6 protein-coding genes, 2 tRNA genes, 5 rRNA genes and 1 riboswitch are annotated in these 17,486 nt (G+C 47.8%); of the genes, 3 read left to right on the top strand and 10 right to left on the bottom strand.

Translation table 11 applies throughout. The features are described from left to right. The 7 genes from ATG66_RS00630 to ATG66_RS00600 form a co-directional block, all read right to left on the bottom strand. Positions 1-2,621 (bottom strand): 23S ribosomal RNA (locus ATG66_RS00630); the annotation flags it as partial. Positions 2,622-2,930: 309 nt separating this feature from the next. Further along, a 16S ribosomal RNA gene (locus tag ATG66_RS00625) occupies positions 2,931-4,482 on the bottom strand. A 358-nt stretch (positions 4,483-4,840) separates the two neighbouring features. Beyond that, a 5S ribosomal RNA gene (gene rrf / locus ATG66_RS00620) occupies positions 4,841-4,957 on the bottom strand. 114 nt (positions 4,958-5,071) lie between these two features. Then, positions 5,072-7,960 (bottom strand): 23S ribosomal RNA (locus ATG66_RS00615). Positions 7,961-8,253: 293 nt separating this feature from the next. Further along, positions 8,254-8,329 (bottom strand) — tRNA-Ala (locus ATG66_RS00610). Positions 8,330-8,371: 42 nt separating this feature from the next. Then, positions 8,372-8,448, bottom strand: a tRNA-Ile gene (locus ATG66_RS00605). A gap of 68 nt (positions 8,449-8,516) precedes the next feature. Beyond that, positions 8,517-10,069, bottom strand: a 16S ribosomal RNA gene (locus ATG66_RS00600). A 594-nt stretch (positions 10,070-10,663) separates the two neighbouring features. Here ATG66_RS00600 and ATG66_RS00595 point away from each other — a divergent pair. Continuing rightward, positions 10,664-11,119, top strand: coding sequence for an RNA-binding protein (locus ATG66_RS00595; RefSeq protein WP_098413500.1), 456 nt, complete (start codon positions 10,664-10,666; stop codon positions 11,117-11,119). On the opposite strand, the gene murI is transcribed toward ATG66_RS00595, so the two are convergent. The 3 genes from murI to btuB form a co-directional block, all read right to left on the bottom strand. Further along, complete coding sequence (murI, locus tag ATG66_RS00590) at positions 11,082-11,888, bottom strand: glutamate racemase (RefSeq protein WP_098413499.1); 807 nt, start codon at positions 11,886-11,888, stop codon at positions 11,082-11,084. The two genes, ATG66_RS00595 and murI, sit on opposite strands and share 38 nt — an antisense overlap. Positions 11,889-11,928: 40 nt before the next feature. Next, entirely contained in the window at positions 11,929-12,612 is a 684-nt protein-coding gene (locus tag ATG66_RS00585; RefSeq protein WP_098413498.1) for an ATPase, read from the bottom strand. A gap of 63 nt (positions 12,613-12,675) precedes the next feature. After that, positions 12,676-14,511 (bottom strand): TonB-dependent vitamin B12 receptor, encoded by a 1,836-nt coding sequence (gene btuB, locus ATG66_RS00580; RefSeq protein WP_098413497.1) that lies wholly within the window; start codon positions 14,509-14,511, stop codon positions 12,676-12,678. 55 nt (positions 14,512-14,566) lie between these two features. Further along, positions 14,567-14,767, bottom strand: a riboswitch (cobalamin riboswitch). 150 nt (positions 14,768-14,917) lie between these two features. Here btuB and trmA point away from each other — a divergent pair. Next, positions 14,918-16,027, top strand: a complete 1,110-nt coding sequence (gene trmA, locus ATG66_RS00575) for a tRNA (uridine(54)-C5)-methyltransferase TrmA (RefSeq protein ID WP_098413496.1) — start codon at positions 14,918-14,920, stop codon at positions 16,025-16,027. A 404-nt stretch (positions 16,028-16,431) separates the two neighbouring features. Further along, positions 16,432-17,433, top strand: a complete 1,002-nt coding sequence (locus ATG66_RS00570) for a helix-turn-helix transcriptional regulator (protein ID WP_098413495.1) — start codon at positions 16,432-16,434, stop codon at positions 17,431-17,433. Positions 17,434-17,486 lie beyond the last annotated feature (53 nt).

Here is a 17,486-nt window from a genome sequence, read left to right as displayed (position 1 = left end):
GCAGCCCCTTTCAATTCTCCAACGCCACGGCAGATAGGGACCGAACTGTCTCACGACGTTCTAAACCCAGCTCGCGTACCACTTTAAATGGCGAACAGCCATACCCTTGGGACCGACTTCAGCCCAGGATGTGATGAGCCGACATCGAGGTGCCAAACACCGCCGTCGATATGAACTCTTGGGCGGTATCAGCCTGTTATCCCCGGAGTACCTTTTATCCGTTGAGCGATGGCCCTTCCATTCAGAACCACCGGATCACTATGACCTGCTTTCGCACCTGCTCGAATTGTCATTCTCGCAGTCAAGCGGGCTTATGCCATTGCACTAACCACACGATGTCCAACCGTGTTTAGCCCACCTTCGTGCTCCTCCGTTACGCTTTGGGAGGAGACCCCAGTCAAACTACCCACCAGGCACTGTCCTCACCCCGATGAGGGGGCTAAGTTAGAACATCAACACTACAAGGGTGGTATTTCAAGGTTGCCTCCACACATACTGGCGTACGTGCTTCAAAGGCTCCCACCTATCCTACACATGTAGGGTCAATGTTCAGTGCCAAGCTGTAGTAAAGGTTCACGGGGTCTTTCCGTCTAGCCGCGGGTACACTGCATCTTCACAGCGATTTCAATTTCACTGAGTCTCGGGGTGGAGACAGCGTGGCCATCATTACGCCATTCGTGCAGGTCGGAACTTACCCGACAAGGAATTTCGCTACCTTAGGACCGTATAGTTACGGCCGCCGTTTACCGGGGCTTCGATCAAGAGCGTCGACCGAAGTCTAACCCCATCAATTAACCTTCCGGCACCGGGCAGGCGTCACACCGTATACGTCATCTTACGATTTTGCACAGTGCTGTGTTTTTAATAAACAGTTGCAGCCACCTGGTATCTGCGACTCCTAGTAGCTCCATCCGCAAGGGACTTCACCGCCAAGAGCGTACCTTCTCCGAAGTTACGGTACCATTTTGCCTAGTTCCTTCACCGAGTTCTCTCAAGCGCCTTGGTATTCTCTACCCGACCACCTGTGTCGGTTTGGGGTACGATTCCATCAAATCTGAAGCTTAGAGGCTTTTCCTGGAAGCATGGCATCAATGACTTCACATCCGTAGATGCTCGACGTCGTGTCTCAGCCTTAAAAAGAGCCGGATTTACCTAACTCTTCAGCCTACGCACTTGAACCTGGACAACCGTCGCCAGGCCCACCTAGCCTTCTCCGTCCCCCCATCGCAATTTGATTGAGTACGGGAATATTAACCCGTTTCCCATCGACTACGCCTTTCGGCCTCGCCTTAGGGGTCGACTCACCCTGCCCCGATTAACGTTGGACAGGAACCCTTGGTCTTCCGGCGTGGAGGTTTTTCACCCCCATTATCGTTACTCATGTCAGCATTCGCACTTCTGATACGTCCAGCGTGCCTTACGACACACCTTCAACCGCTTACAGAACGCTCCCCTACCCAATACTCAAAGAGTATTGCCGCAGCTTCGGTTTACTACTTAGCCCCGTTACATCTTCCGCGCAGGCCGACTCGACCAGTGAGCTATTACGCTTTCTTTAAATGATGGCTGCTTCTAAGCCAACATCCTGGCTGTCTGAGCCTTCCCACATCGTTTCCCACTTAGTAGTAATTTGGGACCTTAGCTGGCGGTCTGGGTTGTTTCCCTCTCCACGACGGACGTTAGCACCCGCCGTGTGTCTCCCGGATAGTACTTACTGGTATTCGGAGTTTGCAAAGGGTTGGTAAGTCGGGATGACCCCTAGCCTTAACAGTGCTCTACCCCAGTAGTATTCGTCCGAGGCGCTACCTAAATAGCTTTCGGGGAGAACCAGCTATCTCCAGGTTTGATTGGCCTTTCACCCCTAGCCACAAGTCATCCGCTAATTTTTCAACATTAGTCGGTTCGGTCCTCCAATTGATGTTACTCAATCTTCAACCTGCCCATGGCTAGATCACCTGGTTTCGGGTCTATATCCAGAGACTAAGTCGCGCAGTTAACACTCGCTTTCGCTACGGCTCCCCTAGATGGTTAACCTGCCACTGAATATAAGTCGCTGACCCATTATACAAAAGGTACGCAGTCACACCACGAAGGTGCTCCTACTGCTTGTACGTACACGGTTTCAGGTTCTATTTCACTCCCCTCACAGGGTTCTTTCGCCTTTCCCTCACGGTACTGGTTCACTATCGGTCAGTCAGTAGTATTTAGCCTTGGAGGATGGTCCCCCCATATTCAGACAGGATATCACGTGTCCCGCCCTACTCGATTTCACTGCATATGCGTCGTCAGTTACGGGGCTATCACCCTGTATCGCCAAGCTTTCCAGCTTGTTCACCTGACGCCTATAAAGCTTAAGGGCTAGTCCAATTTCGCTCGCCGCTACTTTCGGAATCTCGGTTGATTTCTTTTCCTCGGGGTACTTAGATGTTTCAGTTCCCCCGGTTCGCCTCGCTACGCTATGTATTCACGCAGCGATACTTACTTATGTAAGTGGGTTTCCCCATTCGGAAATCCCAGACTCAAGTGGCTTTTACTGCCTAATCTGGCTTATCGCAAGTTAATACGTCCTTCATCGCCTCTGACTGCCAAGGCATCCACCGTGTACGCTTAGTCACTTAACCATACAACCCGAAGGAGTTTCGAGTTGATGTTCAAATCACCAAAGTTGTCTCTCATTATTTGAATGAGCGAGAGACATTTCGATTTTGCCGGACTCAATTTCGAATAATCACTGCAATAGTGATATTCCCAAGAACACTTGAATGTGTTGTTTTGGTGTTTATCTTTACGATAAACATTGAGAACTTTACTTGATAACAACGTTGTTGTTATCAGTCAGCTTTCCAAATTGTTAAAGAGCAATTATAGCTCGAAGCTTTCGCTTCTAAACCATCAATCTGTGTGAACACTCATCGCAATAATCTTTCGTATAAGGAGGTGATCCAGCGCCAGGTTCCCCTAGCGCTACCTTGTTACGACTTCACCCCAGTCATGAACCACAAAGTGGTAAGCGTCCCCCCGAAGGTTAAACTACCTACTTCTTTTGCAGCCCACTCCCATGGTGTGACGGGCGGTGTGTACAAGGCCCGGGAACGTATTCACCGTGGCATTCTGATCCACGATTACTAGCGATTCCGACTTCATGGAGTCGAGTTGCAGACTCCAATCCGGACTACGACGCACTTTTTGGGATTCGCTCACCATCGCTGGCTCGCCGCCCTCTGTATGCGCCATTGTAGCACGTGTGTAGCCCTACTCGTAAGGGCCATGATGACTTGACGTCGTCCCCACCTTCCTCCGGTTTATCACCGGCAGTCTCCCTGGAGTTCCCGACATTACTCGCTGGCAAACAAGGATAAGGGTTGCGCTCGTTGCGGGACTTAACCCAACATTTCACAACACGAGCTGACGACAGCCATGCAGCACCTGTCTCAGAGCTCCCGAAGGCACACCAGAATCTCTTCCGGCTTCTCTGGATGTCAAGAGTAGGTAAGGTTCTTCGCGTTGCATCGAATTAAACCACATGCTCCACCGCTTGTGCGGGCCCCCGTCAATTCATTTGAGTTTTAATCTTGCGACCGTACTCCCCAGGCGGTCTACTTAACGCGTTAGCTCCGAAAGCCACGGCTCAAGGCCACAACCTCCAAGTAGACATCGTTTACGGCGTGGACTACCAGGGTATCTAATCCTGTTTGCTCCCCACGCTTTCGCATCTGAGTGTCAGTATCTGTCCAGGGGGCCGCCTTCGCCACTGGTATTCCTTCAGATCTCTACGCATTTCACCGCTACACCTGAAATTCTACCCCCTCTACAGTACTCTAGTCTGCCAGTTTCAAATGCTATTCCGAGGTTGAGCCCCGGGCTTTCACATCTGACTTAACAAACCACCTGCATGCGCTTTACGCCCAGTAATTCCGATTAACGCTCGCACCCTCCGTATTACCGCGGCTGCTGGCACGGAGTTAGCCGGTGCTTCTTCTGTCGCTAACGTCAAAGAATACCGCTATTAACGATATCCCCTTCCTCACGACTGAAAGTACTTTACAACCCGAAGGCCTTCTTCATACACGCGGCATGGCTGCATCAGGCTTGCGCCCATTGTGCAATATTCCCCACTGCTGCCTCCCGTAGGAGTCTGGACCGTGTCTCAGTTCCAGTGTGGCTGATCATCCTCTCAGACCAGCTAGGGATCGTCGCCTTGGTGAGCTCTTACCTCACCAACTAGCTAATCCCACCTAGGCATATCCCGACGCGAGAGGCCCGAAGGTCCCCCTCTTTGGCCCGTAGGCATTATGCGGTATTAGCCATCGTTTCCAATGGTTATCCCCCACATCAGGGCAATTTCCTAGGCATTACTCACCCGTCCGCCGCTCGACGCCCAACAAATTACCCGAAGGCTCAATGTTGTCGTTTCCGCTCGACTTGCATGTGTTAGGCCTGCCGCCAGCGTTCAATCTGAGCCATGATCAAACTCTTCAATTTAAGATTTTGTCGGCTCAACGAATACTGACTTCAAAACTACAAACGTAATTTTAAAGCTATTACCGTTCCAACAGAACGATAATGAATTGACTGTGCCAAGATTAAACAAGTTAATCTCGATTGGTCACTCAGTTCATTGAAACCGTATTTGAAGCAAAAGCTTCTAATTCGATTATCATCAACGAGTGCCCACACAGATTGATAGGTCTATATTGTTAAAGAACTTGGCTTTCAGTGCCTTAGCACTTAAGCGAGGTGCGTATAATACGCTTCCCACTTTGAAAGTCAACATAAAATTCTAAACAAATTTAGAACTCTATGGTGACTTGCTTAACGAATAAGCAAAGTCGAAATTAAAGCCTGGCGATGTCCTACTCTCACATGGGGAAACCCCACACTACCATCGGCGCTATTTCGTTTCACTTCTGAGTTCGGCATGGAAGTCAGGTGGGGCCAAAACGCTATGGTCGCCAAGCAAATTCTTTTTAACTACCGCCAACGCAGTAATTAATAATCTGGAAAGCTGTTTCAGTTCTTAACACAATCAAGTTTTCTTGTATTGAGCCCATCAAAACCCCTTGGGTGTTGTATGGTTAAGCCTCACGGGCAATTAGTACAGGTTAGCTCAATGCCTCGCAGCACTTACACACCCTGCCTATCAACGTCGTAGTCTACGACAACCCTTTAGGATACTTAAAGTATCAGGGAGAACTCATCTCAAGGCTCGCTTCCCGCTTAGATGCTTTCAGCGGTTATCGATCCCGAACTTAGCTACCGGGCAATGCGTCTGGCGACACAACCCGAACACCAGAGGTTCGTCCACTCCGGTCCTCTCGTACTAGGAGCAGCCCCTTTCAATTCTCCAACGCCCACGGCAGATAGGGACCGAACTGTCTCACGACGTTCTAAACCCAGCTCGCGTACCACTTTAAATGGCGAACAGCCATACCCTTGGGACCGACTTCAGCCCCAGGATGTGATGAGCCGACATCGAGGTGCCAAACACCGCCGTCGATATGAACTCTTGGGCGGTATCAGCCTGTTATCCCCGGAGTACCTTTTATCCGTTGAGCGATGGCCCTTCCATTCAGAACCACCGGATCACTATGACCTGCTTTCGCACCTGCTCGAATTGTCATTCTCGCAGTCAAGCGGGCTTATGCCATTGCACTAACCACACGATGTCCAACCGTGTTTAGCCCACCTTCGTGCTCCTCCGTTACGCTTTGGGAGGAGACCGCCCCAGTCAAACTACCCACCAGGCACTGTCCTCACCCCCGATGAGGGGGCTAAGTTAGAACATCAACACTACAAGGGTGGTATTTCAAGGTTGCCTCCACACATACTGGCGTACGTGCTTCAAAGGCTCCCACCTATCCTACACATGTAGGGTCAATGTTCAGTGCCAAGCTGTAGTAAAGGTTCACGGGGTCTTTCCGTCTAGCCGCGGGTACACTGCATCTTCACAGCGATTTCAATTTCACTGAGTCTCGGGTGGAGACAGCGTGGCCATCATTACGCCATTCGTGCAGGTCGGAACTTACCCGACAAGGAATTTCGCTACCTTAGGACCGTTATAGTTACGGCCGCCGTTTACCGGGGCTTCGATCAAGAGCGTCGACCGAAGTCTAACCCCATCAATTAACCTTCCGGCACCGGGCAGGCGTCACACCGTATACGTCATCTTACGATTTTGCACAGTGCTGTGTTTTTAATAAACAGTTGCAGCCACCTGGTATCTGCGACTCCTAGTAGCTCCATCCGCAAGGGACTTCACCGCCAAGAGCGTACCTTCTCCCGAAGTTACGGTACCATTTTGCCTAGTTCCTTCACCCGAGTTCTCTCAAGCGCCTTGGTATTCTCTACCCGACCACCTGTGTCGGTTTGGGGTACGATTCCATCAAATCTGAAGCTTAGAGGCTTTTCCTGGAAGCATGGCATCAATGACTTCACATCCGTAGATGCTCGACGTCGTGTCTCAGCCTTAAAAAGAGCCGGATTTACCTAACTCTTCAGCCTACGCACTTGAACCTGGACAACCGTCGCCAGGCCCACCTAGCCTTCTCCGTCCCCCATCGCAATTTGATTGAGTACGGGAATATTAACCCGTTTCCCATCGACTACGCCTTTCGGCCTCGCCTTAGGGGTCGACTCACCCTGCCCCGATTAACGTTGGACAGGAACCCTTGGTCTTCCGGCGTGGAGGTTTTTCACCCCCATTATCGTTACTCATGTCAGCATTCGCACTTCTGATACGTCCAGCGTGCCTTACGACACACCTTCAACCGCTTACAGAACGCTCCCCTACCCAATACTCAAAGAGTATTGCCGCAGCTTCGGTTTACTACTTAGCCCCGTTACATCTTCCGCGCAGGCCGACTCGACCAGTGAGCTATTACGCTTTCTTTAAATGATGGCTGCTTCTAAGCCAACATCCTGGCTGTCTGAGCCTTCCCACATCGTTTCCCACTTAGTAGTAATTTGGGACCTTAGCTGGCGGTCTGGGTTGTTTCCCTCTCCACGACGGACGTTAGCACCCGCCGTGTGTCTCCCGGATAGTACTTACTGGTATTCGGAGTTTGCAAAGGGTTGGTAAGTCGGGATGACCCCCTAGCCTTAACAGTGCTCTACCCCCAGTAGTATTCGTCCGAGGCGCTACCTAAATAGCTTTCGGGGAGAACCAGCTATCTCCAGGTTTGATTGGCCTTTCACCCCTAGCCACAAGTCATCCGCTAATTTTTCAACATTAGTCGGTTCGGTCCTCCAATTGATGTTACTCAATCTTCAACCTGCCCATGGCTAGATCACCTGGTTTCGGGTCTATATCCAGAGACTAAGTCGCGCAGTTAACACTCGCTTTCGCTACGGCTCCCCTAGATGGTTAACCTTGCCACTGAATATAAGTCGCTGACCCATTATACAAAAGGTACGCAGTCACACCACGAAGGTGCTCCTACTGCTTGTACGTACACGGTTTCAGGTTCTATTTCACTCCCCTCACAGGGGTTCTTTTCGCCTTTCCCTCACGGTACTGGTTCACTATCGGTCAGTCAGTAGTATTTAGCCTTGGAGGATGGTCCCCCCATATTCAGACAGGATATCACGTGTCCCGCCCTACTCGATTTCACTGCATATGCGTCGTCAGTTACGGGGCTATCACCCTGTATCGCCAAGCTTTCCAGCTTGTTCACCTGACGCCTATAAAGCTTAAGGGCTAGTCCAATTTCGCTCGCCGCTACTTTCGGAATCTCGGTTGATTTCTTTTCCTCGGGGTACTTAGATGTTTCAGTTCCCCCGGTTCGCCTCGCTACGCTATGTATTCACGCAGCGATACTTACTTATGTAAGTGGGTTTCCCCATTCGGAAATCCCAGACTCAAGTGGCTTTTACTGCCTAATCTGGGCTTATCGCAAGTTAATACGTCCTTCATCGCCTCTGACTGCCAAGGCATCCACCGTGTACGCTTAGTCACTTAACCATACAACCCGAAGGAGTTTCGAGTTGATGTTCAAATCACCAAAGTTGTCTCTCATTATTTGAATGAGCGAGAGACATTTCGATTTTGCCGGACTCAATTTCGAATAATCACTGTAATAGTGATATTCCCAAGAACACTTGAATGTGTTGTTTTGGTGTTTATCTTTACGATAAACATTGAGAACTTTATTTGATAACAACGTTGTTGTTATCAGTCAGCTTTCCAAATTGTTAAAGAGCAAAGTTTTCTAATGAAAACCATGTTTAAACACACTCATTGAATGCACTTAAAGATGGTGGAGCTATGCGGGATCGAACCGCAGACCTCCTGCGTGCAAGGCAGGCGCTCTCCCAGCTGAGCTATAGCCCCATCAGGTGTCGATACTGTATGCCAATTTTCTGGGAAGGAAATTGGTGGGTCTGAGTGGACTCGAACCACCGACCTCTCGCTTATCAGGCGAACGCTCTAACCACCTGAGCTACAGACCCAGTATCGTCTCTTAAACTTTATAAACCGTATCAATCTGTGTGAACACTCATCGCAATAATCTTTCGTATAAGGAGGTGATCCAGCGCCAGGTTCCCCTAGCGCTACCTTGTTACGACTTCACCCCAGTCATGAACCACAAAGTGGTAAGCGTCCCCCCGAAGGTTAAACTACCTACTTCTTTTGCAGCCCACTCCCATGGTGTGACGGGCGGTGTGTACAAGGCCCGGGAACGTATTCACCGTGGCATTCTGATCCACGATTACTAGCGATTCCGACTTCATGGAGTCGAGTTGCAGACTCCAATCCGGACTACGACGCACTTTTTGGGATTCGCTCACCATCGCTGGCTCGCCGCCCTCTGTATGCGCCATTGTAGCACGTGTGTAGCCCTACTCGTAAGGGCCATGATGACTTGACGTCGTCCCCACCTTCCTCCGGTTTATCACCGGCAGTCTCCCTGGAGTTCCCGACATTACTCGCTGGCAAACAAGGATAAGGGTTGCGCTCGTTGCGGGACTTAACCCAACATTTCACAACACGAGCTGACGACAGCCATGCAGCACCTGTCTCAGAGCTCCCGAAGGCACACCAGAATCTCTTCCGGCTTCTCTGGATGTCAAGAGTAGGTAAGGTTCTTCGCGTTGCATCGAATTAAACCACATGCTCCACCGCTTGTGCGGGCCCCCGTCAATTCATTTGAGTTTTAATCTTGCGACCGTACTCCCCAGGCGGTCTACTTAACGCGTTAGCTCCGAAAGCCACGGCTCAAGGCCACAACCTCCAAGTAGACATCGTTTACGGCGTGGACTACCAGGGTATCTAATCCTGTTTGCTCCCCACGCTTTCGCATCTGAGTGTCAGTATCTGTCCAGGGGGCCGCCTTCGCCACTGGTATTCCTTCAGATCTCTACGCATTTCACCGCTACACCTGAAATTCTACCCCCCTCTACAGTACTCTAGTCTGCCAGTTTCAAATGCTATTCCGAGGTTGAGCCCCGGGCTTTCACATCTGACTTAACAAACCACCTGCATGCGCTTTACGCCCAGTAATTCCGATTAACGCTCGCACCCTCCGTATTACCGCGGCTGCTGGCACGGAGTTAGCCGGTGCTTCTTCTGTCGCTAACGTCAAAGAATACCGCTATTAACGATATCCCCTTCCTCACGACTGAAAGTACTTTACAACCCGAAGGCCTTCTTCATACACGCGGCATGGCTGCATCAGGCTTGCGCCCATTGTGCAATATTCCCCACTGCTGCCTCCCGTAGGAGTCTGGACCGTGTCTCAGTTCCAGTGTGGCTGATCATCCTCTCAGACCAGCTAGGGATCGTCGCCTTGGTGAGCTCTTACCTCACCAACTAGCTAATCCCACCTAGGCATATCCCGACGCGAGAGGCCCGAAGGTCCCCCTCTTTGGCCCGTAGGCATTATGCGGTATTAGCCATCGTTTCCAATGGTTATCCCCCACATCAGGGCAATTTCCTAGGCATTACTCACCCGTCCGCCGCTCGACGCCCAACAAATCACCCGAAGGCTCAATGTTGTCGTTTCCGCTCGACTTGCATGTGTTAGGCCTGCCGCCAGCGTTCAATCTGAGCCATGATCAAACTCTTCAATTTAAGATTTTGTCGGCTCAACGAATACTGACTTCAAAACTACAAACGTAATTTTAAAGCTATTATCGTTCCAACAGAACGATAATGAATTGACTGTGCCAAGATTAAACAAGTTAATCTCGATTGGTCACTCAGTTCATTGAAACCGTATTTGAAGCCTAAGCTTCTAATTTGATTATCATCAACGAGTGCCCACACAGATTGATAGGTCTATATTGTTAAAGAGCTTTTCTAACGCTTTCAGCAGCTTGCTTACTCGACGTTAGGGGTGCGTATCTTACTTTGCACCGCGAGAGAGTCAAGCATTTTTTCAAATTTCTTTTCTCTCTTTTCTCCGACTCTCGTGTGACTCTCGTCTCACTCCGTGTCGGTGGATGCGCAGTATAGGGAGCTGAGAAATTAGCACAAGCGTTTTTTACAAAAAAACACTTAATCGGTGATTAATTCACCAAAAGAACAAGATTTGCATATTTCTTCGTCACATTTGAGACATATCACAGCAATTGGTTGGAAAAAAACCAGCCATATACGTAAGATTCATATGTCTATTCTATTAATGGACCATCGATCTCTTTATCACTATGTGTAGTAATTAAAATGACATCTAAAAAAAATCTAATTTTATGTGCCGGGTTGGCCATCATTGGGGGAATTGTATTCTCTCTAGTTACCATCCCACCAGCTTTAAGCTTTCTCATCGGTGTTGCCGCTACTGCTTTTTTATTTTCACTTTCTAGCCGAACACCCTCTATTAAATCAACGGACTCGGACCCATCGACCAAAACTTTATATGTCGGCAACCTTCCTTATAAAGCGAATGAAAGTCATGTTAGAGATTTGTTTTCTAACTATGGCCAAGTATATGCAGTACGCTTAATGAAAGATAAGCGTACTGGTAAAAGAAGAGGTTTCGGCTTTGTTGTTATGGCAGCGGCTGATGCTAAACCCGCTATCGCGAAACTCAATGAAAAGGAATATATGGAGCGGACGCTGAAGGTTAGAATTGCGAACGATCCTAAACATCCGGATGGCGATAAACTTGAACAGGATTAAATCCTAACTCCGCTAGACAGATATTCAGTGCATCTTCTTCCCAAGGAGGTGCACTGGCATAAATCGTCTTAGCCCCCTCTTTGTTACCTACTTCTAATGCGTCATTTAATAGTAGCCCCTTCACTCGGCGGGCAATTGCTTGCCCAGAGTCCACGAGTACAACTTCTCCACCCAAGGCTTGATGGATTTCATCTTTAATCAATGGGAAATGTGTGCAGCCAAGTACCGCAACATCCACTTTATCGCGTAAAGGTTGAAGAATGTTTTTCAACTCTGAAGCCGAAACCCTTTTACCACGTAGCTTTTCTTCTGCCATATCGACTAGACGGGTAGACCCTAATAACTCAACTCGTTTGTTTTGAGCAAACTCGCGTATCAGTTCGTGAGTGTATTGGCGCGTGATGGTCGCTGGTGTTGCGATAAGACCAACACCTTTTGATGCCAAAAATGAGGCAGGCTTGATCGCGGGAACGACTCCAACCACTGGAATAGGTAGATTCTCGCGTAGGGAGGGAAGCACAATGGTGCTCGCCGTGTTACAAGCAATCACGACAATATCTACTTGGTGCTCTTCTACTAGTGAAGTAACAAGCTGATTAACGCGTTTGATCAGTACATCTTGATCGAGTTCACCATAAGGATAAGCCTGATTATCGAATAAGTATAAGTAGTCTAGTTGCGGTAAAAGACGGTGTATTTCTTGGAATACAGATAATCCCCCGACACCGGAATCAAATACTAGGACTTTTTTCTTACTTGCTACTCGCACGAGCCTTACCTAAAGAACAAAAACGTTGCGATCATACTGGTTAGATTTGTTTTGGCAATGCTTTGGCGTGGTATCTTTGATGGCTGAATCTATCTCCAGATTCTACATTTCGCTTTGTCAGCTCAATATGTCCTTGAAAAGACGGCGAAGACGTGACCAATGTGTGAAATTCACCATTTTCTCCACAGGGATCAATCTGGCCTGGTAATGACTTTATTAGAGCTTTGTCATACCAACGCCCGCACCATTCTGAAGGGAGGACACTTCCGTCGGTGGTGATCAACATGGTTTGAATGCCACGCTCTATGATTTCCATCGCTAGCTTTTCACTGCTCTCCCCTAACAGGGGAAAGACGCACTCCCAACCTGCAGGTTCAATATAACGGCGTCGGTAACCGGCAATGCCATTGCAGAACATATCGCCAAACGCGACGCCTTCTATCTCAAGCTTACTTTCAGTTAATGCATTCACGATTATCGATTGATAAATGTCGTGACTCGGAAATACTTCAGGCAGTTCAATCGTAATAAGCGGAAGCGCAAGTAAGTCTGCTTGCATTTGTACCACTTCAAGCGGCGTTGCTTGAAAAGGTACTTCTTTCCCTACGTAAGTCGTGTACAAACCAACAACTTGATAGTTTGGATTCTCGTTAAGGCGCTCAAGCGTTAGTGTCGAATCTTTACCACTGGACCAACTGATCACCACTTGCTTAGGTTTCGTCATTCTATTTCCATTACAATGATAATAAGTAAAAACCGCCCGAAGGCGGTTTGTTTTCATTCTCGATTAGAATTCGTAGCCAACGTTTAGATAGTATGCTCGCTCTGCGGCAGTATAGCCTTTTGCCATCTCATACTCTTCGTCAAATAGATTATCGATACGAGCACTAATGGAAGTTGATTCGTTCGGGTAATAACTCACTGCGGTATCAACCAACGAGTAAGAAGACAGCGTGATATTTTGTGAAGGCCAAATGTTGTAATCCACATCTGGACGCTTACCTACGTACTGATAGCTAATCGACCAGTCAATTTTCTCAAAGCTGACGAAAGCATTCCACTTATACATTTCTTTAGCGCGGCGCTGCAACTGATGCCCTTTATCGTCTTCCGCATCTTTGTAATCCGCACTCAACTGGTGCTGCACAATCCCTGTATCAAACTCAGCAACGAGCTCCACACCTTGGATATGTGTTTCACCATCAACATTCAAATATTTATATGTGGTTGGATGGTAATCGATAAGATTCGTGATTTTATAGTCATAACCCGTTAAGGACCAAAAAACGCCTTGGACATCACCGCTGAATGTTAGCTCCCAAGCATCTGACTCTTCCGGCTTCAGATCTTTCTCGCCGTACGTTGGGTCATACTGTTGATATAGGTTTGGCGCCTTAAACGCAGTACCAAAAGAGGCTTTAACCCCAAACTCTGGCACAAACTGGTAACCAGCCGCTAAGCTGTAAGTAAACTCACTGCCGTATTCTTCGTTATCATCAAGGCGAGCACTGCCCTCAAGCATTGCTTTATCAATACTGGTGGTTGCCATACCAAACAAAGCGCCATGGGTACGATCAAACGTTTTATTCGCACTCTTGTCTTTATAAGATTCATTGCGCCAATCAATACCACCAGCAAACGTCGTATTGTTGTTTAGCAAGTAACTGTTAGTCCACTGTACATTTTGCTGCTCAAGTTCATCTTCAGTACCTGAGTGTTTACCTTTTGTTTGCTCGTAGTCCCAAGACTTCTGTTTCTGTGCCGTCACTTGTAGTTCTGACATCACATTATCAGACTGATACTTACCGCCAAGAGTGGCAGAAAGATCGTCTTTTTCTGCTTCGTAATAACCGCGACTGCCGTAGCTGCTGTCATATTGATAAACATTTTCGTAAGCACGTAGGTTACCAAATGCGGACCACTGGTCATTGAAGTTATGCACGTAACCTAGCAGACCATTCTTAGTCTCAAAACCATGGCGATCGCCGTCATTAACTCCCGGTACAGGGCGAACGTTATAGCCATCATCACTTTCACTACCAAGCGCGATATTCAGCTGGCCGCTATCACTGACTTTAATGCCAGATGCGACACTCAGTTTTTGGTAATCTAAACTACCTAAACCCGCGCTTAACTTCGATCCTTCTTCGTCAGCACGCGCAATGGTGATGATATTGATCACGCCACCAATCGCTTCTGAACCATAAAGTGACGCACGCGCACCACGCACGTATTCAATGCGTTGAACGTAAGTAAGTGGGATTTGGTTGAAATCCACCGCCCCTTTCGCTGCACGCGCAAAACGTACGCTATCAACCAGCACCAGTACTTGGTCTGAACTGGTACCACGAACAAATAAAGAAGCTAACTGGCCACGACCACCATTTTGCGAGACTTGAATACCCGTAAGGCGGCGAAATACATCCGGTAGGGTTTTCGCTTGAATACGGTCGAGGTCTTGTCGAGTAATAACTTCGAGTTCCGCCAGAGTGTGGCTTTCTGCTTGCTCAAAGCGGTTCGCGGTGACAACGATGGTTTCGTCAATAGAGGTTTCTTTGGCCTGTAGATAAGCGGTGGGTAAAAGCAGCGATGCACACGTGATCGCAAGAAATGTTTTTCTCATTATATTATCCTAAATCGCGTAAATCCTACCGAGTTTGAAGCGAAGGCTTCGAATGATTGAGACTCGGCTGCTGGCAGGTATTCGGACTTAAGAGCGAGGTTGGTACCGCCTAGTTGCTCGACTTCCCACATAAACTAATGCAGTGTCTGAATGAGCGTTCGTTCTCTTTTACCGCTGCGCGTCAGTTCTGGAGTTGCACCAGATTCCCTTTTGGCCATCTAGATTTCCAGATAGCACCAGCTATCGCCGATAGTATTCAGCTATGGTTCATTTGTCTAGTTTCCGTTGCCATCCACCACTATTTTTACAGCTGATAGCAAGGTGAATCCGACACAAAACTGGACATCCTATTGAGATTGAATAAAATCTGCGCTCTTAAATTGAATGCACCATAAAAGGTAAGATCATGGCGACTCTTGATGTAAACCCACAATGCTACCAAGAACAACTGGCTGAAAAAGTCGAACGTCTCACTGACATGTTCGCTCCATACAAAGCGCCAGAACTGGAAGTGTTTGAATCACCAGAGCAGCATTACCGTATGCGTGCTGAGTTCCGCGTGTGGCATGAAGGTGAAGACCTTTACTACATCATGTTCGATCAGGAAACCCGCGAGAAATATCGCGTTGACCAATTTCCGACGGCCAGTCGCCTGATCAATGACTTGATGCCACTATTGATTGAAGCAATGAAAGACAACGACTCACTACGCCGTAAGTTGTTCCAAGTGGATTTCCTATCGACGCTAAGCGGTGAGATTCTGGTTTCACTGCTTTACCATCGTCAGCTCGATGACGAGTGGATTGAAAACGCAAAAGCACTGAAACAGCGTTTGAATGATGAAGGTTTTAATCTCAACATCATTGGTCGTGCACGTAAGATGAAAATCGTTCTAGACCGCGATTACGTGATTGAGAAGCTGGACGTGAATGGCCAGACTTACATCTACCAACAGGTAGAAAACAGCTTTACCCAGCCTAACGGCAAGGTAGCGGAGAAAATGTTGGAGTGGGCGGTAGACTGTACTCAAGGGAGCACAGGTGACCTACTCGAGCTTTACTGTGGTAACGGTAACTTCTCTCTGGCGCTGGCACAGAACTTCGACCGCGTTCTGGCGACAGAACTTGCCAAACCATCGGTCGTATCTGCGCAATACAACATTGCCGCGAACGAGATTGATAATGTACAAATCCTACGCTTATCAGCCGAAGAATTTACTCAGGCGATCGAAGGTAAGCGTGAATTCCGTCGTCTACAAGATGCAGGTGTGGATCTGAAGAGCTACAACTGCAACACCATCTTTGTCGACCCTCCACGTGCTGGGATGGATGTCGATACTTGTAAAATGGTACAAGGTTACGAACGCATCATGTACATCTCTTGCAACCCTAAGACTCTAAAAGAGAACTTGGACATTCTATGCGAAACACACAACGTGACGCGTTTTGCTCTGTTTGACCAATTCCCATTTACCCACCACATGGAAGCGGGCGTACTATTAGAACTTAAAAAATAAATAGTTACATAAATCCCATCACCTGAAAATTAACTCTGGGTACGGCTTGGGGTACGGCACTGGCTATGATGGTGCAATTTCGTATCCCAACCAAAAATCATTAACACTAATGATTTTCATTATCAATTGATCGTATTTACTTCTAATCTAATATATTTCAAACATATATCACTTCTATGTATCCACCAGCATAGGAGTTCATTATGCCCACCTCGATTATTCAATTAATCTCAATTGTACGCTTTCATCCGACACCAGATGCCCAAGCTACTCATACAATCAACTCACCTTAAAGCCTAGCGTGTAGAGCTTCGTCTCTTGCTATCAATAGAGTGAGAGTGACTTGTTCCAAGATCGTTATACCGTCACCTCTATTTTGATCCGCTTCGCTAAAGGTGCGCATGATGAGTAAATCTACTCATGTGAGCACTCGCCAGCATATGGTGCTAGCGCTTGAGCTATACAAGCGCATACCGTATTGGCATAAAGTCACGGCTTCTGATCTCAAAGCACAGCTTCAGGAGATAGGCATTGATAGAGATATTCGAACGATTCAACGTAACCTTGATGTGTTACTTGAATATTTTGATATTGACCGAGATGCTCGTGACAAACCTTATGGATACCAACGAAAGCAAACTAAATCTCTTGTTGGCTCCGGTACTCAAGAGGCACTATTGTTGTGTCTGGTTGAGTCTCACATTCATTTTTTAATCCCGTCCAATGTAACCCATACTTTCCATAGCTTATTTGCAGATGCAAATTACCATCTGAAATCTCTCGGTCAGGAATCGAAAGAATCCCAATGGCTGAGAAAGGTTGTATTTCAAAATGCTTACCAACTAAGTGAAAATATCAACCCAGACATTTACTCTACGATCAGTCAAGGGCTCTATCTCAATCGCTGGTTAAGCTTGCACTATTACTCTGAAGGAAAGAAATACAGAAAAGATGTCATGCCATTAGGGCTTGTCCAGCAAAGCAATACATTGATGTTGGTGTGCCGCCAGAAAGGATCTGGAGACTGCATTTTTGTTGACGTCAGCCGTGTTCACAAAGTCACACTATCAACATTTGTATTCGACTACCCAACAGACTTCGACTTGCAACATGCGATATCGGAATACTCCAATTCGCTGCACAAGCGTTATACACTCGAATTCACTATTACTAAACAAGCTGGTGAACATCTCTACCGGACACCACTTTCCAACGACCAACGTATCTCTGAGTTCGATACGTATTTACACATCACTGTTACGGTTTCTAATACACCACCGTTAGTGGCGTGGCTAGAAGCACATAAAACCCACATCACCTTTTCAGAACAACAACCTACACCGCCGTCAATTAAAAGCCCCCAACTTCAAACCACTTCTCTAAATAGCGATAGCGGTCTCACTTAGTACTGCCCCATGCGACACCAGATGCCCAACCTATTGATAACCTGACAACAAAC

Origin of the sequence: Vibrio sp. ES.051 (assembly GCF_002563795.1) — a bacterium.
In the GTDB taxonomy this organism is placed as follows: domain Bacteria; phylum Pseudomonadota; class Gammaproteobacteria; order Enterobacterales; family Vibrionaceae; genus Vibrio.
Note: the sequence above shows the minus strand (reverse complement) of the source record. Positions and strands in the feature narration are given on the sequence as shown.

Excerpts from the sequence above, each read along its gene's own strand:
- ATG66_RS00595 (WP_098413500.1), top strand. The coding sequence starts at position 10,664 with ATGACATCTAAAAAAAATCTAATTTTATGTGCCGGGTTGGCCATCATT.
- ATG66_RS00585 (WP_098413498.1), bottom strand. The coding sequence starts at position 12,612 with ATGACGAAACCTAAGCAAGTGGTGATCAGTTGGTCCAGTGGTAAAGAT.
- btuB (WP_098413497.1), bottom strand. The coding sequence starts at position 14,511 with ATGAGAAAAACATTTCTTGCGATCACGTGTGCATCGCTGCTTTTACCC.
- trmA (WP_098413496.1), top strand. The coding sequence starts at position 14,918 with ATGGCGACTCTTGATGTAAACCCACAATGCTACCAAGAACAACTGGCT.
- ATG66_RS00570 (WP_098413495.1), top strand. The coding sequence starts at position 16,432 with ATGAGTAAATCTACTCATGTGAGCACTCGCCAGCATATGGTGCTAGCG.